Genomic DNA, 23,937 nt, shown 5'->3' with positions numbered 1-23,937 from the left:
GATGAAAATCATTGATGCCCATATCCATTTTTCCAGCATCCAAAGTTTTAAAGACACGGGAAAGGACTTATCCCGTGTCGATTATACAAAAGAAGGACTTCGCAAAGAGATGAAAGATGGTGATATTGCTTTTGCCATTGGGATGGGCGTGACTGAAGGGAAGGAAGGCTTTCCGGACCGTCAAGTTCAGACACCCATGGGGCTTGATTTGGATGAGGGTTCGCCACCTGGATTGGGGGTGTGTCCGGGGATTAATCCTTTCTGCTTGGATCAGCACGCATTGGACCGATTAGAAACGAAGCTTCAAGAACCCGAGACCGTTGGTATTAAAATTTATCTCGGCTACTATCCGTTTTACGCCTATAACGACATCTATCAGCCTGTGTATGACCTTGCTGCTGCGTACGAGGTGCCTGTTGTTTTTCATACAGGAGATACGTATTCAGAACGAGGATTATTAAAGTATTCTCATCCGCTGACATTAGATGAAGTCGCAGTATCGAGGAGGGACGTCAACTTTGTCATGGCTCATCTTGGAGATCCTTGGGTACTGACAGGAGCGGAAGTCGTTTATAAAAACCGGAACATGTTTGCCGATTTATCCGGCTGGCTCGTTGGAACGAAAAAAGAACTGGATGCCAGGCTTGCAGATAATCATTTCGACCATGTCCGCCATGCGTTGACCTATTGTGATCACTACGAGAAGTTGCTTTTCGGTTCTGATTGGCCGCTCGTTCCGATCAAGGATTACGCAGAATTTATCGGTGCTTTTATCCCATCGAAGCATGTGGAAGATGTGTTTTATGAGAATGCCTGCCGTGTTTTTCCTAGAATTGAAAAGCTAATGTGAGAAAGCCCGCCCCGGATCGAGGGGCGGGCTTTCCAGTTATCCATGCCTAAGTGAAAGAAAACGGGGGAACACTTATGATATGGTAGAGGCAACGACTGAAGCGATAAAGGAGATTTTTATGAATTTACAAAAAGGATGGAATCTGAAGCAGAGTTATACAAAGCTCCCGGATTCTTTTTATACAAAAACGAGCCCTTCTGAAGTCGAGAAGCCTGAACTCGTTCTCTATAATGAGGCGCTCGCAGAAAAGATGGGCTTAAATACAGAACCGGATCCCGCTGTTTTTGGAGGTAATGCAGTACCGGAAGGAGCGGAACCGATCGCGCAAGCCTATGCCGGCCACCAGTTTGGTCAATTTACGATGCTGGGCGACGGAAGAGCGGTATTGCTTGGCGAACAGGTGACGCCTGAGGATGAGCGCTTCGATATCCAGTTGAAAGGATCTGGACGTACGCCTTTTTCCCGTGGGGGTGACGGACGGGCGACGCTCGGTCCAATGCTACGGGAATACATCATTAGTGAAGCGATGCATGGATTAGGGATCCCGACGAACCGGAGTCTCGCTGTTGTGACGACAGGGGAGTATGTGCAGAGGGAAGACCTTCTTCCTGGTGCTGTACTGACCCGAGTCGCATCCAGTCATTTACGTATCGGGACATTCCAATATGCGGCCGGTCTCCAGGACCACGACCAGCTGAAGGCCCTAGCCGATTATGCGATCAAGCACCATGACCCTGAAATTCTTGATTCAGAGCAGCCTTACTTGTCCTTTTTCGAAAAAGTGATTGAAAGGCAGGCGTCCCTGATTGCCCAGTGGCAGCTCGTCGGGTTTATTCACGGCGTGATGAATACAGATAATATGACCATCAGTGGAGAAACGATCGACTACGGTCCGTGTGCGTTTATGGACACCTATAATCCAAAAACTGTTTTCAGTTCGATTGATCGCCAGGGCCGCTACGCCTATATGAACCAACCCCCGATTGGAGCCTGGAATCTGGCTCGTTTTGCAGAAACTCTTATACCGCTATTCCATGAAAATCAGGAGAAGGCTGTGGAAATGGCCCAGGAAGCGCATGCCAAGTATGAAAAGTACTATCACACTTATTGGCTCAACGGGATGCGGGCAAAATTGGGAATGGTGACAGAGGAAGCTCAGGACCAACCTTTAATTGAAGATTTATTGGAGATTATGGAGAAGAATGAAGCGGATTATACCAACACCTTCCGTGCACTAACTCTCGGCCGGCCAAATGAAACAGTCCTCTATGGAAAGCCGGCGTTTACCAACTGGTACAAGCAGTGGCAGGCGCGTTTGGAGCGTCAGGAGAGCAGTGAAGCGGATGTCCACGAATTAATGAAAAAATCCAATCCTTCCATTATTCCGCGTAACCACCGGGTGGAAGAAGCACTTGAAGCCGCGGTGGAAGAGGGAGATTTCAGTGTTGTGAAACAACTGCTTTCTGTTTTGGCGGATCCTTACGCTTACTCTGAAGAGCAGGAAGCCTATGCAGAATTACCTGAACCATCTGACCAACCTTACCGGACATTCTGCGGGACTTGAGCGAATTGCGTCATAGCTGAAAAGGTAAAAAGCGCCCTAACTCAAGTGGAAAGCTCCTTAACCCAAGTTAAAAGTGCCTTAACGCGAAATCAAAGTGCCTTAACTCGACCGAATGACAAAATAACTCGAATGTTTAACAATGACCGAACAACAAAACGGCCAGGGTTCAGCCCTGGCCCATTATATCTCATCCAACTTTTTTAGTTCTTCAAACAGATCATCATAGTAGTTTCGTTCAAAGACGAGTACGGTTTCGACCTTATGATCCATGAAGAACAAACTTATCCCGTGCTCAAGGGAAATAAAGGTTTCCTCAAAGTCGACAAAATCTGGATCAAGCTTCTTAAAGAGTTTCTTCGCTTTCCTCTCCCTCATATTTAGGAATGAAATCCCTTTGCAGGTGACCTCGGCGGGAGCTGTAAATTCATATGCGTTGTTTGTTTCTTCATCTTCTTTGTAATAGGAGAATACCCCAGACTTTACGAAGTGATCGGAAGTTGGTTCATCTTCATCACGAACGAACTCGATAGGTGGTTCATTCATGACTTCTCTAACTTCTTCTTTCCTCATGTTGATCCTTAGTGGTCCTGCAGACGTATAGGGGATGATTTCCATAACTGTGACTTCCTTTCGTTTATTCTCTAAAAGTTTAGCATAGCTCCAGCAGTTATGTTCTGGTAATCTATGGTCAGAGCTTTTGACAGAGGACTTTGGTCTGATTATAATAGTATGTATAGCAACTATTTAGGGAGATTGCATATGAATTTAAGTTTTCAAGATTATATTAGCATCAAGCTTCATCAGACGGATTTAAAGTTGACGAGCTATGTGAAAGCACAGCTGCAGCCTTACAACCTTGCCCCCGAGCAGAACTTGATTATGATGTTGCTTTGGGAAAAGGACGGCATGACGCAAAATCAGCTTGCTCATCATTTGAAAAAAGATAAGACGAACATTGCCCGGATGGCTTCGAACCTTGAGAAAAAAGGGTTCATCAAGCGGAACTTTTGTACAGAAGACAGACGTTCTTTGGAACTTTATTTGACGGAAGAAGGACGGGAGTTGAAAGAACAAGTCGTACCTGTCGCAGAAGCCTTCAATGACGCTGTGACGGAAGGGATTTCAAAAGAAGAACTGCAAGAATTGGATCGGCTCCTTACGAAAATGCAAAACAATATTGAAGGGTGAGGAGCCCTTTTTTTAATCAGATAGTAGATGTAGCAACTAATTGAAAGGATGGTTGACGTGGCAAACTTTCAAAGAGAAGTGAAAGATCACTGGTATGTGGAATATCAAGAGATGGGATTTCCTGCGATTCAAAAAGGATGGGTCTTGCCCGCGGATAGGTGGCGCGATTTCGATCCATTCATCCTGATGGCCGAGGATTGGTTCAAAAAAGGAACATTTCCGGATCACCCGCACCGTGGATTCCAGACCGTCACGTATGTCGTCGATGGACGTTTGGAACACATTGATAATGCAGGCGGCCGCGATATTCTTGAGCCTGGTGACGTGCAGTACATGAATGCAGGCTGGGCGGCAAGGCATGCGGAAGACGGAGTGGAAGATGATGTCGCGCATACCCTCCAGCTATGGTTGAACCTTCCGAAAGACAAGAAGAACTCCGAGACCATTTACCAAAATGTATATGGAGAAGAAGCTCCTGTCGTTCCTTTTGACGGGGGAGAGGTGAAAGTGTTTTCTGGGAATGTGGCCGGAGTGGAAGGACCACTGAACTCCATTGTTCCCATTACGCTCAGCGAAATCACCCTATCAGAAGGCGCATCATTCACCCTTGATTTACCTGAAAACCACAATGCATTCCTATACGTCCTTGCAGGTGATGTTGTAGCAGGTGAAAATGAAGTGAATTTGAAAAAGCACGGCGTCGGTACGCTATCTTTCAATGAAGAAGGGGAAGGAACCAGCGAGTTAAAGCTTGTTTCCAAGAAGCGCCGAACGAAGGTGCTTGTCTATTCTGGGGCACCGATTAGGGAAGAAATTGTCCCGCACGGACCATTCGTCATGAATTCAATGGGAGAAATCAAACAGGCATATGACGACTTCCGCAAAGGAAAATTCGGCCCTCCTGCTGTATGATAAAAAGACTCCTGTTTATTCAGGAGTCTTTATTTTTTTGGTGTACTGTTTATTTTCATACATTCGCTTGTCAGCCAGATTGAGATACATATCTAAATTTAAACCTTCAATAAAAGAGTCAGCTGGAAGTTGGATCAAGCCATAGGAAATGGATGCGCCTTTTTCGATCTGCTTAATCGTTTCATTAAGGTTCTGGGCTAATTTTTCTGCGGTATCCTCACTGCACGCAGATAGGACAAGGACAAATTCATCCCCTCCGAATCGGAAAGCGCCGTCAAAACCTTCGTGGATGTTAGAAAGACATCTGGCGAATCTTTTCAACACACGATCACCTTCTTGATGACCTCGACGATCATTGATCTCTTTAAAGTTATTAAAGTCAACAAGGACCAGAGTGATAGGAAAGCCTTCTTTCTGAGCCCTTACCAGTTCTTCTTTTACATACGGGTAAAAATACCTGCGGTTATACAATGATGTTAGTGGATCTCTTATGCTTTGATGCTTCAGCTTTTTGTTTTGCTCATTTATGTACCCTTTAAAAAACGAATTCTGCCTCTTATTCGTAATGTCAAAAAAGCGCTCAATAATTGGCGAGGAATCGATAACCGTTTCCACATCTTTGATCGCTTTTAGGACTCTTTGTATGCTGCACATTCGAGTACTATGAGTCAGGTGGAGCATCAGATCAATCGTGAAGTAGTTGCGTTTAGCAAAAGCAATCCCTACGTGGACCCCTTCTTCATAGTCTTTCTCTATATACCTTTCATACTCTTTTTCTGGTAGGAAGAGGGCGTCGCAGGACCTGTGCAGTGTTTGGGATAAGTGGCTGGAATAGTCAGGATAGTGTTCTACATAACTTCTGAATTCTTTTATATGACTCATATCCAGCAAATGATCTTCGATAACCTTTGGGATAATCGTGTGTAAAGCTTGAGCGTATGTATGGTTTAACTTCGTCCATGGGATAAAGCCTTCCATTTTCATCACCTGCCTAAAAGGTTTTGTGATTCTTATGTCCTCGGACTTAAGGACAGGTTCTATATAATAGAATAGATGAAATATTTGGTAAATGCTAGACTTAATGTACAGAATTGTTTATGAAGGAGGAAATATAATGGATTTTAAAAAAGTAGAAGATTTCACAGCATTTACAGACTTATCGCGACGCTGTTACCCAGGGATGAAATTAAATACTCGAGAAGAGCAGGAAAGGTACACGGAACACAGGCGAAAAATGGCTCAGAAGGATGACATTCACACGATCGGTCTTTATGAAAAAGAACAGCTTGTTGGTGGATATATCGCTTATGACCACGTTATGAATGTATATGGGCAGCAAGTGAAAGCTGGTGGAATTGGGACCGTAGCGGTCGATCTTCCATACAAAAAACAAGGGCATGCGAAGCGGATCATTCAGCAATTCCTAGCAGAAGCTAGAGATAAAGGACAAATCATCGCCCACTTGTACCCGTTCCAGCCTTCGTTTTATAAGCGAATGGGATTTGGATTAGGACCGCGGTTGTCGACCTACCATTTTCATCCCTCGCAGCTTCCAACCTACGATGGAGGTGAGAAGGTCGAAGTGTTGAATGCCGATGATCAAGATGAAGTGAAAGCCTGTTATGACACATGGGCAGAAGACAATCATGGGGCCACGGCTATTCCTACGTACGGCTTCGCTTTCCTCGAAAAAGAAGAGCTTCACACATTCGGGGTGAGGGAAGAGGGCAAGCTGACAGGGTACGTGACGCTTGAATTCAAAGAGGGCGACCACTTTTTACAAAACGATTTGCATGTAAAAAGCTTCTTCCATACGTCTACAAAAGCCTATCGCTCGCTTATTCGATATCTACATAATCAAAAAGATCAGGTACGCTCCATCTATTTCCCGACGTTTGACCAGGAATTTGCTTATTCACTAAATGACCCCGTCCATGTTGATGAACAACTCATCTTTTCGATTTATCATAAAGTCAGTGAAGAAGGCCGGGGATTGATGTATCGCATATTGGATATTCCTGCATTTCTTGAAAAAATAGGAGAGGTCTGCTTCGGAACGGATACGGTTAGGGTTGGCTGGAAAGTGAAAGACTCTTTTTTGAATGAAACGCACGAATCGGTCTGGCAGTTTACGAATGGAAAGCCGCAGCCAACAGGTGAAGAGGCCGAAGTGACCATTGAAATTGATATCGCCCATTTCTCTTCTCTGATGATGGGCTGTGTATCACTGTCAAGTTTGTTGAGAAGTGGTGCAGCTGTCAGCGAGGGACGTACCGTGGACCTTTTTCAACATCCGGAACAGCCGAAATGCTGGACATTTTTCTAACAGAAACCATACCTATATAACATGTAGATCAAGGTGTGGGGAGATGGAACGATGAGAAAGAAAAATGTATTCGTAGCCGTGAAGCATTTTGAAAGGGGCCCTTTTGCAAAAGTTCTTGAGGCTTTTCGGGTACGGTATGAAAGAATAGGGGAGACGGCAGGAACCATTTACACCGCTCCGCTTTCACATGAAGAGCTCGTTGCTCTTGCAGACTTTATGGATATGAGCGTGTACGCTTTGGAGTTACAAAGAAAAATTTCTTTAAAGAATTTTGAAGAGAAATTGCAGGTTAAATATCCCGGAGTGAAGCTTGAGCAGCTGCTGCGCGTGTATTTTGGTAAAAAAACCGTTCCGCTATTGGATGAAAAATAATTTTGTGCGATGGTTGACGCGGCTTGGATATGGGTATATAATAAAGTTAATTATTCTTGTTCGGTTAGGAATGAAAGCTAAAGGAACGTGAAAGTGACTTTCGTCTTGAATGAATAGGCAGAGCAATTATAGTAATACAATGTGGATCGTCATCCACGCAGGAGGTAACAACATGTTACAAGGTACAGTTAAATGGTTCAACGCAGAAAAAGGTTTCGGATTTATTGAAGTAGAAGGTCAAGACGACGTATTCGTACACTTCTCTGCTATTCAAGGCGAAGGATTCAAAACTCTAGAAGAGAACGAACAAGTTTCTTTCGAAATCGTTGAAGGCGACCGTGGCCCACAAGCGGCTAACGTTCAAAAATAAGTAAGACAAAAAGACTTCCGACTCGTTCGGAAGTCTTTTTTTTATATTAGTGAAAAACGGATATATTTCGGAAAGTCACTGATAAAAGTGTAAAAGCCACTGATAAATACGCTAAACCCACTGATAAATTTAGAAAAGTGACTGATAAAAGGTTAAGAGCGACTGATAAAATCAGAGGCTGCTAATAAAATTATGAAAGCTGCTAATATATGGCATGAAGTTGCTAATAAAAGTGCCAGACCTGCTAATATATTACCTGAAGTTGCTAATAAAAGAGCACAGGCTACTAATAAACCTTTCCCCGCCATACCTCAATGAACAAAACAAAGCCAGACTCTCGTAAAGAGTCTGGCTTCTTTCTAATTTTACACCCACGTATAATCTTTCCCCCAGCTTTCCTGAGCAAGCTGACGGATGCCATCGACGATGGAATTTTCCACTGCGTAAGCATCCCCCTGCTCGTAAGGGTTGTAGTGAAAAGCGTATAACCTTGAAACAAATTCATGGAATGGTAAGGAGCTTTCGCCTTCCATTTCGCCATTTCCGATGACGCTTGGTTCAATATTCTGTCCCCAGTTTTGAGAGCCGTCATTGTTCGGGTTATAAAAGTAGATTCTTTCCTCGCCACTCGGGTCTTTCGCAATTCTCGTAATTGAAACGGCGTGGAGACCGAGCAGTTTGCCGTGCACGTTCGTAATAAAAATGCCGACAGGGTTTGGATAGATCAATTCATAATCATCATTGTATTCCGTATGATGTGTGGCGTAGAAAAGTTTGACGAATCCAGGATAATCCAGCACGTATCCGGTGATCGGATCGAACACGGAGCTGAATCCTTTCTGCACCCAGTTCCCATAAAAAGCCGGGTTGACCCAGCGGTGTCCGTCTTCTCCTCGTAAAGCAACACGTGTCATCATTTCACTGTAGATCTTGTCCAGGTGTGGCACGAGGACTAGGGATACAGGATCGAGCTCTTTATCAAGGTCCGGAGCAAGTCCGCCTGTTAGCTCTTTGGAATGAATCGGTGTTCCTTCGAATGTGAAGTCCAAATCGCCATCACGCGCAGCTCGTGGAATGATTTCCAGCAAGAAGCCTGGGGCGTGCTGGGCCCATAAGCTGATGCCACGGGCTGCTTGACATGTTGGATTGAACCCTTGACCAACGCCGAGCGGCTGACCGAGCACTTGAATCGTGCCCGCGACGAGGATGCTGTTTGCTGTGACCCCTTCGCCTGTATTCGTTGTCGAATACAGAGCATTACGTACATCCGGACGGATATCAAGCTCCACCAGACGCCTTAATCCTGGCGCAACAGGGGAGTGGGACAGCACCCCGCGCTCAAGTAACATCGACAGGCCGTAAATCGCCTGGCGTGTCGCCGGGAAGATCGAAGCCCGGATCAGCTGGATGACAAGTTCACGATTCTCCTCGAGGTTTGCGCTACCTTTGCTGTTCAAGTTCAACGCATAGGCGAGAAGCGCAGGGTTTCTTTTACTCAAAAATCGAATCAATGTAGCATGATGTGGAGCGACAAGTCCCGTTTCACGCATGGATTGAGCGAGTGCGACACTTTCAGAAATAAGGTCCGTACGTGTGAGTGTTTTCAATTGTGAACGGTACGCATGGACGTCATTGAACTGAGCACTCAGTTTTGAAGGCCCTTCAATGGCTGAGATAAATTGTTTCAGTTCTGTCTTCCCTTGTTCATCCGAATCTTGATCAAGCATTTCCTTCGCCATTTTGATCATGGATACAATTCGCTTCACCATGATCGGGCGTTGGGCTGTGAGACGTTTGATTTCATTAATGAGCGTTTGGATCAGAGCGCTTGAGGAAAGATGAGTAGATAGGAATTGAAACAGTCTTCCTGCTTTTTCATCATTCTCATGCTTTTCGATCCTGGAACTTTCACTGGCATCCGGGAACAGCAGATTCAGGTTCAGGACCATCACTTCATTCAAAAACTCTTCGGCCATTTTAGGTGAGACATTCGGATTTGTTGCTTTTCCTTTAGCTAAGGCGAGCATACGCAGTTCGCTGAGGACTTCGATGATCATAGGCAGCCCCTTCGCTTTCAAAGAACCTGCTACAAGGGGAGGCTGGAGTTTTTCCGCTGCTTCCCACGGTCCATCTTGAAATACACCCGCTTCTTCCAATCGACCGGCATGCTGATATAAATTTTCAAAGCCATCCTCTGCTTCAATGAGGCGGTTCGCCTCCTGATAGACATCGGTCTGGTACTTTGATTTGGCGAAGGATGGAGCTTTATTTAATTCGTCTAAAGCATAGATGAAACGTTCGACAAGGGCACTCGTCGTTTGAGGCATAAAACCTCTCCTTTCTCTATCGCTTGCGCTTATACGTAGAAATTGTATTGCTCGTATGTCTTCAGCAAATCGGTCATTTCTTCACTGTCACGGCCATAGAAAAAGATCGTTCCATAATGGTTTCCGAAGCCGACACGTTCGGCTACTTTTCCTTGAGGAGGGGTAAACATATCGTGCTTCTCAAAGTACGGGTGGTCTTCAAGCTCTTCAGGAATCTTCAAGTCTTCCACATAATCCACGTTCGGGTGAACCATTAGGCACCCAGCGTAGTTTTGATAATCATAAGGATCAGGGAAAAATTCGCGGATTTCTTCTTCTGTTGTATTTGGATCACTGCAAAGGATTTGGGCTTCATAGGCGCTGAATCCATAAGCGCGCTCAATCAACTCGAAAATATGACCTCCAGGTACGCGGGCAGCCACTTCTCCAAAGTGAAGCGTTCCATCCTGGGTGATAAAGTATTCGGGGTGGATGACGCCGTACTCGATTTCGAAAGCGTCGACCAGTTGTTGAACCGCACGTTCAATCAGTGGGCGCTTTTCCTCTAAGCTTGGGGAAGCCGGAACGAAGTTGGAATAGCCAAGCTTCACATATTCCGTAATATTGAGGAAGCGCACTTTACCTTTATGGATGAACGCTTCACACGAGAATTCCTGTCCGTCAAGGTGACTTTCCATCAATAGTGGGAAATCTGTATCCTGAATTCGTTCAATATCTTCATTATTATAGATCGCCAAATGACCGACAGAGCCTGCCTTGTCCAAGGGTTTGACGTGAATCGGATCGAGGTGGTCTCCTTCTAGTTTCAACAAAGCTTGGTTGACGCGTTTCAAGAAACGCTGGACGTCTTCCTTCTCGTGGGCCTCTTCAAAAACGCCGACTTTGATGCCGGAAATTTGAGCTTTCCGCTTCATCATCCCTTTGTCGCGAAGCAATAAAGAACGGTTGAATACGCGAGGATCTTCACGGAAACGAGCGTTTAGAGCACCAGCCCATTCCACACATTCTTCATATAAAGGAACAGCAAGTTCGACACCCATGTCCTTCAACTGCTTATACAGGTGATCAGAGCTTTCATTGAGCTTATTAAAGTCCCATCCTACAAACGGAATCTCGTGCTTTGCTGCATACGTTTCAAAATCTGCAGGTCCGACAACGACGAATGGACGGTTCATGCGAGCTGCAGCCTCTATAGCCTGCACACTCCAGCCGACTAAAGCCGTATAATACGGTTTTGTTTTAACCGTCTCATCTACAGTCGCATTCAATTCAAGTTGATCTAGATCCATTTCGAACCTCTCCTTTGTCAGTGAAAATATAAGTATAGGAAACTTTGACACTGTTACTCTTAAAGTATCAGAGTAGGCCAAAAACTGTAAGCTTTATTCGCGCATTCGACAAAACTAGTGTTTCTTCTACAATGAACATAGCCGGAGGATGCTAAGGGTTACCTTCCAGAGCGTCGATTTCCCGGGAAATAAAACGAATCATAGATTAAATGAGTTTAGAATAAGTGATTTTCGTCAAAAGTATAGTACTGAAAAAAGGAAGGTGCCTATGACAAAACAAAAGACCTATCAGGACCGTTTGAAAAACCTTGACCCTCGCAAAGCGGTGGAACGGGGACGTACTTATTTTTCAGAGAAAGAGTATGGAGAAAAGCTTCGTACGTACAGCAGTCGAATCGGGACGAAAATCGTCTATTATAGTTTGCTGTTGTATTATGCCTTCAAAAGCCCTGATACTCCGAAGAAGGCAAAATTGACGATTGCGGGGGCATTAGGGTATTTGATTCTCCCCGTGGATGTGATCCCGGACTTCATTCCGGTCGTTGGTTTTACGGATGATAGTGCGGTCATCATTTATGCTGTCTATCAAGTGATTTCTCATATTGATGAACATGTGAAAGAACAGGCGAAAGCAAGACTCCTCAAACTTTTTGATGGTCAAGTGGATCTCGAAGAGTTAGAAGACCCTGTGCAAAAAGAAAAGTAAGCAAGGAGACCTTTTCCAGGTTTCCTTGCTTTTTTCATGTTCCACAATCATGTATAATAAGCGTGTTTTGTAAAAGGGAGAAGATACAATGACAGCAACATTCCAACACTTGAAAACGGATGGAGCCTTTTTCAAGTATTTAAATAAAAAGAATCAATATAAACAGCCTGTTCGAGAGTGTATGCTGCGGACGATGGCGAAACTTCAAGATACAGACACGACCGAGCACCGCCCGGGGATGCTGCTTGGCAAAATTCAATCGGGAAAGACGCGCACATTCATCGGGGTGATGGGTCTCGCCTATGATCATGGTTTTGATATGGTGATCCTTTTGACGAAAGGGACGAATGCGCTCGTCAAACAGACGTATGCCCGCCTTCACGAAGAGTTCGAAGGGGCAATCGAACAGGATGCCCTGCAGGTTTTTGATATTATGAACATGCCTGATAATCTACGAAAGTATGAATTATCTCAAAAACTGGCGTTGATTGTGAAAAAGGAGACGCACAATCTTGACCGTCTTCAACAAGCGGTGATGGAAAAATATCCATCACTAAAAACTAAACGTGTGCTTTTCATTGATGATGAAGCCGACTTCGCAAGTGTCGCATATGAATACAAGCGGGAACAAAACATCAAACAGATGCGGGTGATTGCATCAAAAATCAATAACCTTAGAAAAACGCTCGACCGCCCAGCCTTTTTACAAGTAACTGCGACCCCTTATTCCCTCTATTTACAGCCGGAAGAAATGAAGGTCCATGAAGGGAAAGTGTTCGAACCGATCCGCCCGGCTTTCACAGAGCTTGTGCCTGTCCACGACCGTTATATCGGTGGCGATGTCTATTTTGACAAAAGTGAGAAGGATGGTCACCTTGCTTCTTACCTTTATCATGAAGTGGAAGAAAAAGAGCTTGAGGTTATGAAGAAGATGGATGGCCGCCGTGTGAAAATGGACCGGTTGTTGAGTCAGAAAAATATTACGAACATCCGGAAGGCGGTTGTGAACTTTATAGTAGGCTCGAGCATCCGTCGTTTTCAGCAACGGATGAAAGGGCGCAGGGAACAAAAGTATTCCTTTATCATCCACACCGAACGTGGGAAAAATGCGCATGCCTGGCAGGCGGAATTAATCCAGGGGTTTGAAACGTTACTTATTGAGGCTGCCCGATCGGAATCTGAGGAGTTCCATAAACTGGTGCGTGACTCTTATGATGACCTTATCCGTTCGGTGAAGACATTGAAAAAGACCCCGGCTCCTTCTTTTGAAGATGTGTATGAAGAAGTCCGTCATTCTTTGGATGAAGAATATATCGTCAGTAGTGTCGTCAATTCGGAAAAAGACGTCACCGAGCTGCTTGATCATAAGGGGGAGCTGAAGCTTCGAGCTCCAATGAACATTTTTATTGGCGGGCAAATCCTTGACCGGGGAGTAACGATTCACAATCTGATCGGCTTTTTCTATGGAAGGAACCCGAAATCCTTTCAGCAGGATACGGTTTTACAACACTCCCGTATGTATGGAGCAAGACCCGTCGCTGATCTTGCCGTGACCCGTTTTTACACGACACAAAAGGTCTACAGCGTCATGAAACGGATCCATGAGTTCGACAGAGAACTGAGGAATGCCTTCGAACGCGGCGGGCACCATAAAGGCGTTGTTTTTATTCAAAGGGCTCTCAATGATACGATTATGCCTTGTAACCCTAACAAAATTCTCTTATCAAGCCTTACGATGATTAAACCACACAAGCGGATGCTGCCTGTCGGTTTCCAAACAGGGTATAAAACGCATATCGAAAAGACGATACGCAAGATCGATCAGCTTGTCAAAAAAGCTATAAACAGTGCTCTTGCCACCAAAGAGGGTGCCTATCTTATTCCAGTAACGAGTGCTAAGGAAATACTCCGTCTCGTCCATGAGACGCTTGAAATGGAAACAGGCCATGATTTTCATCTCGATGAATATGAAGGCATCCTTGATTACTTGAGTTCTGAGGCACAGGAAGATGCTTTTGTCTGGCTGCTTACAAAAACGAACAGGCAGATCAGTCGCTTCAAACAGGATGGAAAGTTCGAAAACTCTCCTGATACCCCAGGTAAAGGAACTGGGGAACTGACAGTGGCAAGGAAAGTTGCTCAACAATACCCGGCATTAATCATGCTTCGTCAGGTAGGAAAAAAAGAACATGGTTGGCGCGGGGCGCCATTTTGGTGGCCTGTCCTCGTTGCGCAGGCAGAGACAACTCCCACGGTGTACGCAAATAAGACCATTCAAGAATAGGAAAGAAGCCTGACCAATGGGCCGATTGGACAGGCTTTTTTTCTATTGGATTCATACGGGTTGATGTATAATGGGAGAAAAATAACGGTGTGGAAAAAGGATGGAGGTGGAAGCAATGGAAGTGGTCGGTGAGTATAACGGATGGTTGGTGCTTTTATCGGTAGTCGTGTCCATCTTGTCTTCTTATACAGCCTTACAAATTGTGAACCGGATGGCCTCCGTTCATCGTACAAGATATAAATGGTTGACACTAGGGAGCCTTACTTTCGGTGGCGGCATCTGGTCGATGCATTTTATTGCCATGCTTGCTTATGACATGGGAATGCCTGTAGTGTACGACGTTGCTTTAGTTGTACTAAGCATCTTAGCTGCTGTTGCATCCAGTTTCATCGCCTTTTTTATTATTAGTAAAGGATTGGATAAGAAGGTGTGGCGGTTTACGGGAGCGGTGCTCATTGCTTTGAGCATCGTGTCCATGCATTACATCGGGATGGATGCCATGAAGATGAACGCCTTTATAGAATACAATCCATGGCTGGTGGCAGTGTCCGGAGGCATTGCACTAGCTGTTTCCTTTGTAGGGTTACGCCTTTTTTCCTTGTATGCACAAAAAGGGAAGGTCGATGACAAGAAGGGGCAGCTTAAAGTATGGGGAAGTTCTATATTTATGGGGATGGCTATCTCAGGCATGCATTACACAGGAATGGAGTCCGCTGCCTTTTATATGGATGGAAGCAGTCCCTCTCTGACCAGCGGTCCCGTAGTGGAGCCGACTATGCTTGGATGGATGATTGCGGGAGGCGCCCTTTTAACGATCGGCTTTTTGATTGTATTGATCAAGTTTGATACGGAAATGGAAACGACAAATACACGTCTGGATGTGGCCAACCAAATGTACCGGTCCATCCTGGAATCTGCTAATGATGCCGTCGTAACAGCCGATGAAAAAGGGGTCGTGTTGGCCTGGAACAAATCAGCTGAGCGTACGTTCGGCTATATGGCAGACGAAATGATCGGTGAGCCTTTAACGAAAGTGATGCCCGAACAATATCGGAATGCACATCAACAAGGCATTGAAAGGTTTAATCGAACAAAGAATGCCCATGTAATCGGGAAAAGCGTAGAACTTGAAGGCTTACATAAAGATGGATCCACTTTTCCTGTGGAACTTTCCTTATCGACAGTGGAAGACGAAGGAAGGACCTATTTTACAGGCATCATCCGGGATATTACGGAACGGGTAAAAAATGAAGAACGTATTCGAGAACTGGTCTATAAAGATGACCTCACTCATTTACCTAACCGTCGAGCTCTTTATGAACATTTGACAGGATTTATTCAGGAGCACGAAAGCCTGGCTGTCATGTTCTTGGATTTTGACCGGTTCAAGCAGATCAATGATGTCTATGGACACCGGATGGGTGATTTATTGTTGAATGAAGGAGCTGAACGTGTCAAATCCCGATTGTCTGCAGGTGATTACCTGGCCAGACAGAGCGGGGATGAATTTATTATCGTTCTTCCTGATACAAGTGCGAAAGACGCAAGAAAGATCGCTGAGTTGATTATAGATGAAGTTGCTGCTTCTTTTACAATAGAAGATAGGGATCTATACATCTCAGGTTCTATTGGTATCAGCCTCTACCCAAATGATGGCACCACACCCGATTTGCTGATCAAACGTGCCGACACGTCGATGTATCAAGCGAAACAGAATGGGGGAAGCCAGTACTGCTTTTATACAGAAGAAATGGATCAGCACATCACTCGGAAACTCCAACTGGAAAACGGGCTGAGAAAAGCCGTCGAACAGGAAGGCATTGATGTGTATTACCAGCCCCAACTGGACGTTTTTTCTGGAAAAATTATTGGCTTTGAAGCCCTGGCTCGCTGGAACCACCCGGATCTTGGTTTTATAAGTCCTGATGAATTTATTCCCCTCGCCGAAGAGACGAAATTGATCGTCCCTCTCGGAGAAAAAATCTTGCTCGAAGCTTGTCGACAATTTCGTCAATGGATGGATGAAGGACATGACCTGGAAAGAATCAGTGTCAATTTATCAGCAATTCAGTTCATGGATCCAACCATCATTTCTACCGTCGAGAGTGTTCTTAGACAGACGGAGGTAGCACCTGAACATCTGGAGATCGAGCTTACTGAAAGTATTGTACAGGATTCCGTACAGGCACTGCCGGTGATGCACCGGATGAAAAAGATGGGGATTCAACTCGCATTGGACGATTTTGGGACAGGATTTTCATCACTTAGTTACTTGAAGGACTTTCCGTTGGATACATTGAAAGTGGATCGTTCCTTTATTCAGACCATTCATGAGAATGAAAAGGACCGAGCTGTTGTGGACACGGTGATTCAATTAGCGGATCGGCTCGGGTTAAGTGTCATTGCCGAAGGGGTGGAAACAGAAGCTCAGCTGGATTACCTCCGCAGCCGCGGGTGTGTGGAATATCAAGGGTATTTCTTCAGTAAGCCGTTAAGCAAAACAGAAGCGAGTGCTCTTTTAACTCGATCAATGGCTATGTAATAAGCACATAGCTTTGTTATTAAAGAATATGACAGGATTGTGGAAGACTCGATTTCGAGACTTTTCGGGGTTCGTTGCCGTGTTGAGCACGTTAGGTGTGGCTGGGAAGCTACTCGCTTTCCTGTGGGGGAGTGGCAAGCTTCCTCGGACTTCGTCCTGCGGGATCTCGCCTATCTCCTTTCTCCCACGGGAGTCTCGCAGCTTCCCAACCACCCCATTCCATGAAGGTGAGAAACGAACCCCTTTCCTGTGGGAGGTTGCCTTCCACTAACCTGGTGTTATAAGCATAAAGCGCTCTATAACAAGCTTTTCGTGTGCAGAATAGCGTCCTTAGGAGTTCATTCCCCTCCAATTACCATGGGCATAATAGCAGCTTATTCCGGATGTGGTTTCGAGATACTTATATGGCAAAGGGGCGGAGGGGAATGGCGAGACTCCTGCGGGAAAAAAGTGCATGGTGAGACCCCACAGGACGCAGTCCGAGGAGGCTCACCGCGCTCCCGCGGAAAGCGAGCCATTCCCCGCAGCCCCATCCACTCCACAAAAGTCTCGAAACTGAGTCTTCCACAATCGGGAGCATTTCTTTAACTCTTTGATTTTTGGGATAGAAAAAAAGACCCAGGATATGGGTCTTTTTTTATTACTTATTTTCAATGGGCTCATCAAATAAGTCCGTGAACTTGGCGACGTTCTCGTAACTGAATTCGAACGCCATGCGTACTTCACCAAATCCAGGTTGATAGAAATACCCCTGAACTTCATAACTGCCCGGGTTTTCTCTGACTTTTGTGAGATGGAAGTATCTTTGGATGAACTGGGCCATTTCCTCCAGTTTCTTATTCCGTACCTTGATCCATTGGTCTCTTAATTCTTCTGTTGGAAAGTCAGATTCTTTTAACATTTGCTCACTCCTCTAAGGAAATCAAAGCTATGAAACTGTTTGTTACCATTATACTATAAAAGCTCACAGTGATTTTCAACTACTATCCGAAAATTATGACACTCTCTCACTTAACCTTTAAAAGCTTATGAACAAGAGAACTAGATTATTAGTCGTTTTTGAGTGAGTATCATTTCTAAGGGAAGATTTTTTGAAAATACACTTTACCTTTACGTAACGTTACCCTTTATAGTGGGGTTTGAAAAGGGGGATTCCTTCATGAAGATTACGGAAGTAGCGAAGAAGTTAGAAACAACAACAAGAACCATTCGATTTTACGAAGAAAAAGGCTTGATTGCACCGGAAAAAGCGAGCAATGGATACCGTATATACACAGAAGAAGATGTCAGGGATTTGCGTACCATTCTGGCTTTGAGAGAGGTCGGGTTATCTACGAAGGAAATTAAGAAGGCATTGGAACAGAATGATGATTTCACAGATTATTTACATACCCAGCGTTCATTGCTTTATGAAGAGATGCTGCAGATCAGAGATATGGTGGCAACTGTAGACCGTATAGTGGATATGATTGGGAAGGCAGGAAAGGAGGAACAAATGACGAACATGGCACGTGAATTGAAAGGTTTAAAAGAGAAGCGGACCAGCTGGCGCGATCGTTGGAATTTTGACGATCAAGCGAAAGATTACGACGACAACATCAAAACAACGGGGTATCGCTTCAATGTTCATGAGCATTATGACGAGGCTCTTAAGATGGCTCATGCATGGGTGAATGCATCACCTGGGGAGAGAGGGGTAGATATCGGGGCAGGTACAGGGAACTTGAGCGGACTATTTTTGCGGCAGGGCCTTCCTATGATTGCTGTTGATCAGTCGAAAGAGATGTTGAAGGTATGTGCAGAGAAACACCCTCAAGCGGAAACACGCCTTGGTCATTTTCTTTCTCTTCCCTTAAACGATAAAGAGGCGGATTTCGTCGTCTCGAGCTATGCGCTTCATCATTTAACAGATGAGGATAAGGATCTTGCTCTTGCAGAGTTTGACCGGATCCTGGGTGACCACGGGCGAGTAGTCATTGCCGATTTAATGTTCAGAGATGAGTCAGACAGAAAAAGTGTCCTGGAGAGCTATCAAGAATCAGGAAACGAAGAAGCGGTGGAGGCGATTGAAGATGAGTACTATGCTGATCGTTCACGCTTGATCAGATGGTGGGAAGATCACGGGTATGATGTGGAAGCTCATCAGTTCAATCCGATTCTCCATCTGCTATATGCTGAAAAGAGGGAAAGGGGTACATCTAATGAATGACTATATTCAGACGATGCGCCAAATGATCGGCCATGAAACATTGCTGACAGTCGGTTGTGGGGCAATCATTGAGGATGACCATGGGCGCATCCTCCTGCAAAAACGTGCGGATCATGGTGTGTGGGGGATTCCGGGTGGGCTTCTTGAAATTGGAGAGACCTTCGACTCGGCCGTCAAAAGGGAAGTCAAGGAAGAAACCGGGCTGGACATGAAGTCGATGGATTTATACGGCATTTATTCAGGTGAAAGTGGTTTTGCTACTTATGAGAATGGAGACCGAGTGTTCAGTGTGCAGATCGTCTTTCGCAGCAGCTCCTATGAGGGGAAACTGACGACGAACCACGAGAGTAAGAGGCAGGCTTTCTTTCATGCTGAGGAGATCCATGAAAATCTTCTGAACCCTCATCAGGCCCCGTTTATTCGAGATTGGATTAAAGGAGTAAGTATACCGGTGATCCGCTGATGAAAACCCTTTCTTGCTTTCCACAAATTTTCCACATTTGTAAGAAAGACAAAATATTCCTTGAAGAAGCCTTGTCATGACAGTGTTCTGAACAACTTTTATGTGGGAAGGGAGTTGAGACCACCGATATGGGTGTGTTTACAGACGGTCGTTCCGTGTTACAATGGCTAACACAACGATGAATAAAGGAGAAATGACATTGAATAAAAAGTGGTTATTAAGTTTACTATTTGTAGCGTTCGTTTCCTTACTAGCAGCCTGTGGTAACGATGAAGAAGGCGCTTCTGATAATAAGGAAAAAGAAAAAGAAGAGAAAACAGAACAAGCAGAATCAGGTGAACAACCGGAAGCACCTAAACCGGACCTTGAAGGTGTACCGGAAGTTGTCGCTAGTGTAAATGGTACAGAAATTAAAAAAGAAGAGTTTGAAACGACTTATAAAGGTCAGTTCCAACAAGCAGCGATGCAGTCTCAAATGACAGGTCAAGAACTTGATCAGGACCAATTGAAGAAGCAAGTAGCCGAAAGCCTGGTTGGACAAGAGCTGTTGATGCAGGAAGCGGATAACCGTGAATTCACAGCTTCTGAAAAAGAGGTAAACCAGACGCTTGAGGAATTGGCAAAGCAACAGCAAGTCGGTTCGGCTGACGAATTTCTCGCTGCGCTTGAAGAACAGGGAATGAGTGAGAAAGAAGTACGCTCTCAAATTCAGACACAAGTTAAAATTGACAAGTTGATTGCTGAAGAAGCTGGAGATGTGAAACCTTCAGAGGAAGAAATCAAAGAAGCTTATGACAAAATGAAAGAGCAGCAAGAAAGCATGGATACGGAACAAGAAGTACCATCTTATGAAGAAGCAAAACCAACGATTGAACAGCAGTTGACTCGTCAAAAAGAAGGACAAGCCACACAAAAACTCGTTGATAAGCTGCGTGAAGATGCAGAAGTTACAGTTAACCTATAATACACCAACAAAAACCAGACCTTTTAAAGGTCTGGTTTTTGTTGGTGCTTGATTGGAATATAATGTAAGACCTGGTCACCCATAAAATGGGTGACCAGGTCTTACATATTTTGGTTGAGCAAGGGGTGTAGTTTTCATATTTCTTCTAAGGGAAAAGGAAGTAGTGTACAATAGGTGCTACGTACGCTTCGTGTGTATCTTTTTTGACTTTTTATAATGTGTAACGTGAAAAAGGAGGGGGAGGCCATCTTCTATCCCTTTTCCTTAATATTTGTGTCCATCATTCAAGGAGGAATAGCCCCGTGATCATTGCGATCATCTTTTTGCTGTTCGTATCGCTTTTTTTCTCTGGAAGTGAAACGGCTCTTACGGCAGCTAACAAAATGAAGCTCCAATCGAGAGCGAAGAAAGACGATAAAAAAGCAGGTAAATTACTAGATTTACTCTCACATCCCAGTGAGTTCATCACTACTATTTTAATTGGAAATAATATCGCTAATATTCTGTTGCCAACGCTTGTGACTACACTAGCTATTGAATATGGGTTCAGTGTGGGGCTGGCTTCTGCCATACTGACGGTAACCATTATTATTTTCTCGGAGGTCATCCCGAAATCGGTGGCTGCTGCGTTCCCGGATCGCATCGCTTTGACTGTTTACCCAGTCATTCGTTTCTTTGTAATCATTTTCAAACCCATTACTATTGTCCTGAACCGATTAACAGGATTTATAACCAATGCTTTATCAAAAGGACAGACAAATGAATCTTCCATTTCAAAAGAAGAACTTCGCACGATGGTGGACATTGCAGATTCCGAGGGGACATTCAATGAAGCGGAATCCCACCGAATCAAAGGTGTGCTTGATTTTTATAATTTGAATGTAAAAGATGTTCTGAAAACACCGCGTGTCGATATGATTGCCATTGATCAGGAAGCTGCCTTCGAGGAAGTCCGTGACATGGTCGTGCAACACCCATTCACCCGTTACCCCGTCTATGGGGAGGATATTGATGATATCATCGGGGTTTTCCACTCGAAATATTTGATTTCCTGGGCGATGGAACCGGAAAAGCCGTTTATAGACTATACGTACAAAGATCCGCTGGTTGTCTATGAGTTTCATAAGATTGAATGGGTGTTTAGGAAAATGACGAAAGAGAAGAAGCACATGGCGATTGTTTTGGATGAGTATGGGGGAACCGAGGGTGTTCTTACCCATGAAGATGTCATTGAAGCAATGATCGGTTTGGAAATCGAAGATGAAATGGATGTAGAGAGTGATTCAATCATTGAAAAGATTTCAGAAACAGAATTGATTTGTGATGGTAAAATCACGTTGCGCCGCCTGAATTCCATCTTTGATACAGAAATTCCGGAAGAGGAAGATGTTCTTGCGGGGTATTTGATCAAGGAATTCAATGATTTCCCTGACGAAGGAGATGTATTGGAACAAGACAATCTAACGTTCAAAGTGTTGGAAATTGAAGGGCGTATGGTGCGAAAAGTGCAGATTATTAAATGATTTTGAAGTTGAAAAATAGGAAAGACCCGGTCACTCTAATCAAAGGGGACCGGGTCTTTTTTGATATTTATTCTTTTATTGGTGCATCAAGTTCGTGGTCTTTCACTTCGGCCTGTGGTAGCAAAATCTTTTCAAAATCGAAGGCATTCAGTTCATCCTTGTCCCTCACTTTGTTCGGTAAATCAGGATTGGCAAGTGCTCCAGTGCCTATGGAGACAAGATCAGCTTGTCCTGATTCGAGAAGACTTTCGGCACGTTCCTGCTCCTGGAGCTGGCCATTGGCGATGACTGTGATTCCACCATACGTCTTCGCTGCGCCGGCAAGCGTCTTGGAACCTTCACCGAAGGAAGGGGCTGTTGCATCCCCGTCTGTGACGTGGATGTAATCGAGTCCAGTCTTTCCTAGTGCACCGAAGATCTGCTCGGCTTCTTTTTCACCACCGGCCCATTTGTGTGTTTGGTCGGCGACTTTACCTTGAGAAATGCGAATCCCGATAATAAAGTCTTCTCCTACTTCTGCAAGTATTTCATCTACGACTTCCAACACAAAACGTAGGCGGTTCTCAACGGTTCCCCCGTACTCATCTTCACGCTTGTTCAAATAATCAGTTAAAAACTGATCCAGTAGATAGCCGTTGGCTCCGTGTATTTCCACTCCATCAAAACCAGCTTCCTTCGCGCGGCGGGCAGCCGCAACAAAATCCTTTTTCACCTCTAAAAAGTCCTGGTCATCCATCGCACGTGGCGTCTGGAATGTACCTGACCCTCCATAAAATCCCAGTTGTTCCCCTTTTGGAGGAATGGCAGAAGGGGCGATGGTTTCGTCCGTGTAGGCATTGCCCTGGCTTTGTCCACCGGCATGCATGAGCTGCGCGATGATGATGCTTCCTTCTTCGTGAACAGCATTCACGACCGGTTTCCATGCATCTGCCTGGATATCCGTCGCAATCCCCGGTTGATTGTTGTATCCCTGGCTGAAGGTCGTGTCTGGATAGATGCCTTCCGTAATGATGGCACCGAAGCCACCTTTGGCAAAACGCTGATAATATTTTTTCATGCGGTCATTCGCACGGCCGTCTGCTTCGGCACTGATCCGGGTCATCGGTGCTACGACATAACGGTTGTTTAGTTGTTTACTATCTAAATGATAAGAGTCAAATAACATGAGAGAATCCACCTTTCCTGATGTAGTCATCCTTAAGCGTACTCTCAAACTATCTCAGTTTCAAAGTAAGTGCTCATCGATGACACATTTAGGCTACCCATCCTTAATAATTTCTATAAACTTCCATAATGATACACCGTGGAATAATAAATGAAATGGGAGTAGGATAATGAGTAACTATTTTACGGAGGTTATTTAGAAAGAAATTTTTTGCCCTCGATTGTAAGAGATGAAGAGGTGATCCCATATTTGGAAGATTAATTAAAAAATGGATCATCTCTTCAAAGAGATGATCCATTTTTTTATGCAAATTGCTTTAAAGCTCGATACATTTCTTCACCTTCGTCATTGAGTACATGACCATTACCATGACAACGTCCACATTCCGTGCTGTAACTCGTTTCTTCAACCGCCATTTTCCAAGCCGTCTTTTCACTCGCATGATTTACGCGGCTATAGTGATCCATGATCATGTTCGCCTTACTGTCGTCATATTCTTTATAAGTTCCGGTTCCGTGGCAAAGGGGGCAGACGTTGTAAAGATGACTCACCGTTTTTGTATTCAAAAAGAACACTTCCTTCTGATTTGATATAGTTAAATTATGATTGATTTTATGGAATATTCAGACTAATTGCAATAGATTTTGGACATATAAAAAAGAAAAAAAGTCCTTCGTTCACAATTTCGTGAAATTTGCCTACTGATATAAAGATATAGCCCAATCTATCGGTGGAGTGAATTTCTGTACGATATGAAGCGAAAGGTCATCCGATTTGAGGATGACCTTTCGCGCCAAAGAGGGTACGAGTCGCGCCAAAGAGGGTACGAGTCGCGCCAAAGAGGGTACGAGTCGCGCCAAAGAGGGTACGAGTCGCGCCAAAG

General features: G+C 44.6%; 21 protein-coding genes. 14 read left to right on the top strand and 7 right to left on the bottom strand.

The features are described from left to right. Position 1: 1 nt before the first annotated feature. Positions 2–850, top strand: coding sequence for an amidohydrolase family protein (locus BLS23_RS04990; protein WP_089651447.1), 849 nt, complete (start codon positions 2–4; stop codon positions 848–850). Positions 851–968: 118 nt separating this feature from the next. Further along, a complete protein-coding gene (locus BLS23_RS04985; RefSeq protein WP_089651657.1) occupies positions 969–2,414 on the top strand; it encodes a protein adenylyltransferase SelO in 1,446 nt (481 codons plus the stop codon). Between the two features lie 180 nt (positions 2,415–2,594). On the opposite strand, the gene BLS23_RS04980 is transcribed toward BLS23_RS04985, so the two are convergent. Then, positions 2,595–3,029: a hypothetical protein gene (locus BLS23_RS04980; protein ID WP_089651446.1), complete on the bottom strand. Its 435-nt coding sequence runs from the start codon at positions 3,027–3,029 to the stop codon at positions 2,595–2,597. Positions 3,030–3,173: 144 nt separating this feature from the next. Here BLS23_RS04980 and BLS23_RS04975 point away from each other — a divergent pair, with 144 nt between their 5' ends. Together BLS23_RS04975 and BLS23_RS04970 are read left to right on the top strand one after the other, a co-directional pair. Then, complete coding sequence (locus BLS23_RS04975) at positions 3,174–3,602, top strand: MarR family winged helix-turn-helix transcriptional regulator (RefSeq protein WP_089651445.1); 429 nt, start codon at positions 3,174–3,176, stop codon at positions 3,600–3,602. Between the two features lie 48 nt (positions 3,603–3,650). Beyond that, complete coding sequence (locus BLS23_RS04970) at positions 3,651–4,514, top strand: pirin family protein (protein ID WP_089651444.1); 864 nt, start codon at positions 3,651–3,653, stop codon at positions 4,512–4,514. A gap of 15 nt (positions 4,515–4,529) precedes the next feature. Here BLS23_RS04970 and BLS23_RS04965 read toward each other — a convergent pair whose 3' ends face one another. Beyond that, positions 4,530–5,492 (bottom strand): GGDEF domain-containing protein, encoded by a 963-nt coding sequence (locus BLS23_RS04965; RefSeq protein ID WP_167356011.1) that lies wholly within the window; start codon positions 5,490–5,492, stop codon positions 4,530–4,532. Between the two features lie 136 nt (positions 5,493–5,628). Between BLS23_RS04965 and BLS23_RS04960 the strand changes: the two genes are divergently transcribed. The 3 genes from BLS23_RS04960 to BLS23_RS04950 all read left to right on the top strand — a co-directional run bounded on the left by BLS23_RS04960 (position 5,629) and on the right by BLS23_RS04950 (position 7,582). Next, positions 5,629–6,840 (top strand): GNAT family N-acetyltransferase, encoded by a 1,212-nt coding sequence (locus BLS23_RS04960; protein ID WP_167356010.1) that lies wholly within the window; start codon positions 5,629–5,631, stop codon positions 6,838–6,840. A 51-nt stretch (positions 6,841–6,891) separates the two neighbouring features. Then, positions 6,892–7,212, top strand: a complete 321-nt coding sequence (locus tag BLS23_RS04955; protein WP_089651441.1) for a hypothetical protein — start codon at positions 6,892–6,894, stop codon at positions 7,210–7,212. Positions 7,213–7,384: 172 nt separating this feature from the next. After that, complete coding sequence (locus BLS23_RS04950; protein ID WP_089651440.1) at positions 7,385–7,582, top strand: cold-shock protein; 198 nt, start codon at positions 7,385–7,387, stop codon at positions 7,580–7,582. Between the two features lie 365 nt (positions 7,583–7,947). Here the strand turns inward: BLS23_RS04950 and BLS23_RS04945 are convergent, their stop codons facing one another. Beyond that, positions 7,948–9,909 (bottom strand): hypothetical protein, encoded by a 1,962-nt coding sequence (locus BLS23_RS04945; RefSeq protein WP_089651439.1) that lies wholly within the window; start codon positions 9,907–9,909, stop codon positions 7,948–7,950. 29 nt (positions 9,910–9,938) lie between these two features. Continuing rightward, positions 9,939–11,198, bottom strand: coding sequence for an ATP-grasp domain-containing protein (locus tag BLS23_RS04940; RefSeq protein WP_089651438.1), 1,260 nt, complete (start codon positions 11,196–11,198; stop codon positions 9,939–9,941). 268 nt (positions 11,199–11,466) lie between these two features. Between BLS23_RS04940 and BLS23_RS04935 the strand changes: the two genes are divergently transcribed. The 3 genes from BLS23_RS04935 (at position 11,467) to BLS23_RS04925 (ending at position 16,730) form a co-directional block, all read left to right on the top strand. After that, a complete protein-coding gene (locus BLS23_RS04935; protein ID WP_089651437.1) occupies positions 11,467–11,904 on the top strand; it encodes a YkvA family protein in 438 nt (145 codons plus the stop codon). Between the two features lie 88 nt (positions 11,905–11,992). Further along, the gene (locus BLS23_RS04930) at positions 11,993–14,188 is read left to right on the top strand and encodes a Z1 domain-containing protein (protein ID WP_089651436.1); all 2,196 of its coding nucleotides are present in this window, start codon (positions 11,993–11,995) and stop codon (positions 14,186–14,188) included. Positions 14,189–14,303: 115 nt separating this feature from the next. Next, the gene (locus BLS23_RS04925; RefSeq protein WP_167356009.1) at positions 14,304–16,730 is read left to right on the top strand and encodes an EAL domain-containing protein; all 2,427 of its coding nucleotides are present in this window, start codon (positions 14,304–14,306) and stop codon (positions 16,728–16,730) included. A 640-nt stretch (positions 16,731–17,370) separates the two neighbouring features. On the opposite strand, the gene BLS23_RS04920 is transcribed toward BLS23_RS04925, so the two are convergent. After that, on the bottom strand, positions 17,371–17,631 hold the full coding sequence (locus BLS23_RS04920) for a hypothetical protein (RefSeq protein ID WP_089651434.1): 261 nt from the start codon (positions 17,629–17,631) through the stop codon (positions 17,371–17,373). Between the two features lie 258 nt (positions 17,632–17,889). Between BLS23_RS04920 and BLS23_RS04915 the strand changes: the two genes are divergently transcribed. The 4 genes from BLS23_RS04915 (at position 17,890) to BLS23_RS04900 (ending at position 21,889) form a co-directional block, all read left to right on the top strand. Further along, a complete protein-coding gene (locus tag BLS23_RS04915) occupies positions 17,890–18,939 on the top strand; it encodes a MerR family transcriptional regulator (protein ID WP_089651433.1) in 1,050 nt (349 codons plus the stop codon). Next, positions 18,932–19,402, top strand: a complete 471-nt coding sequence (locus BLS23_RS04910; RefSeq protein WP_089651432.1) for an NUDIX hydrolase — start codon at positions 18,932–18,934, stop codon at positions 19,400–19,402. The genes BLS23_RS04915 and BLS23_RS04910 overlap by 8 nt, the downstream gene beginning before the upstream one ends. A 193-nt stretch (positions 19,403–19,595) precedes the next feature. Next, positions 19,596–20,366 (top strand): SurA N-terminal domain-containing protein, encoded by a 771-nt coding sequence (locus BLS23_RS04905; protein WP_089651431.1) that lies wholly within the window; start codon positions 19,596–19,598, stop codon positions 20,364–20,366. Positions 20,367–20,668: 302 nt separating this feature from the next. Beyond that, positions 20,669–21,889, top strand: coding sequence for a hemolysin family protein (locus tag BLS23_RS04900; protein ID WP_089651430.1), 1,221 nt, complete (start codon positions 20,669–20,671; stop codon positions 21,887–21,889). Between the two features lie 67 nt (positions 21,890–21,956). Here BLS23_RS04900 and BLS23_RS04895 read toward each other — a convergent pair whose 3' ends face one another. Next, entirely contained in the window at positions 21,957–23,054 is a 1,098-nt protein-coding gene (locus tag BLS23_RS04895; RefSeq protein ID WP_089651429.1) for an oxidoreductase, read from the bottom strand. Between the two features lie 302 nt (positions 23,055–23,356). Continuing rightward, positions 23,357–23,629 carry a hypothetical protein gene (locus BLS23_RS04890; protein ID WP_244157096.1) on the bottom strand — a complete coding sequence of 91 codons (273 nt, stop codon included), beginning with the start codon at positions 23,627–23,629 and terminating at the stop codon, positions 23,357–23,359. Between the last annotated feature and the right edge of the window lie 308 nt (positions 23,630–23,937).

Source organism: Halobacillus aidingensis (genome assembly GCF_900104185.1).
GTDB classification, from domain to species: Bacteria; Bacillota; Bacilli; order Bacillales; family Halobacillaceae; genus Halobacillus; species Halobacillus aidingensis.
This window is presented reverse-complemented; position numbering and strand designations above follow the sequence as displayed.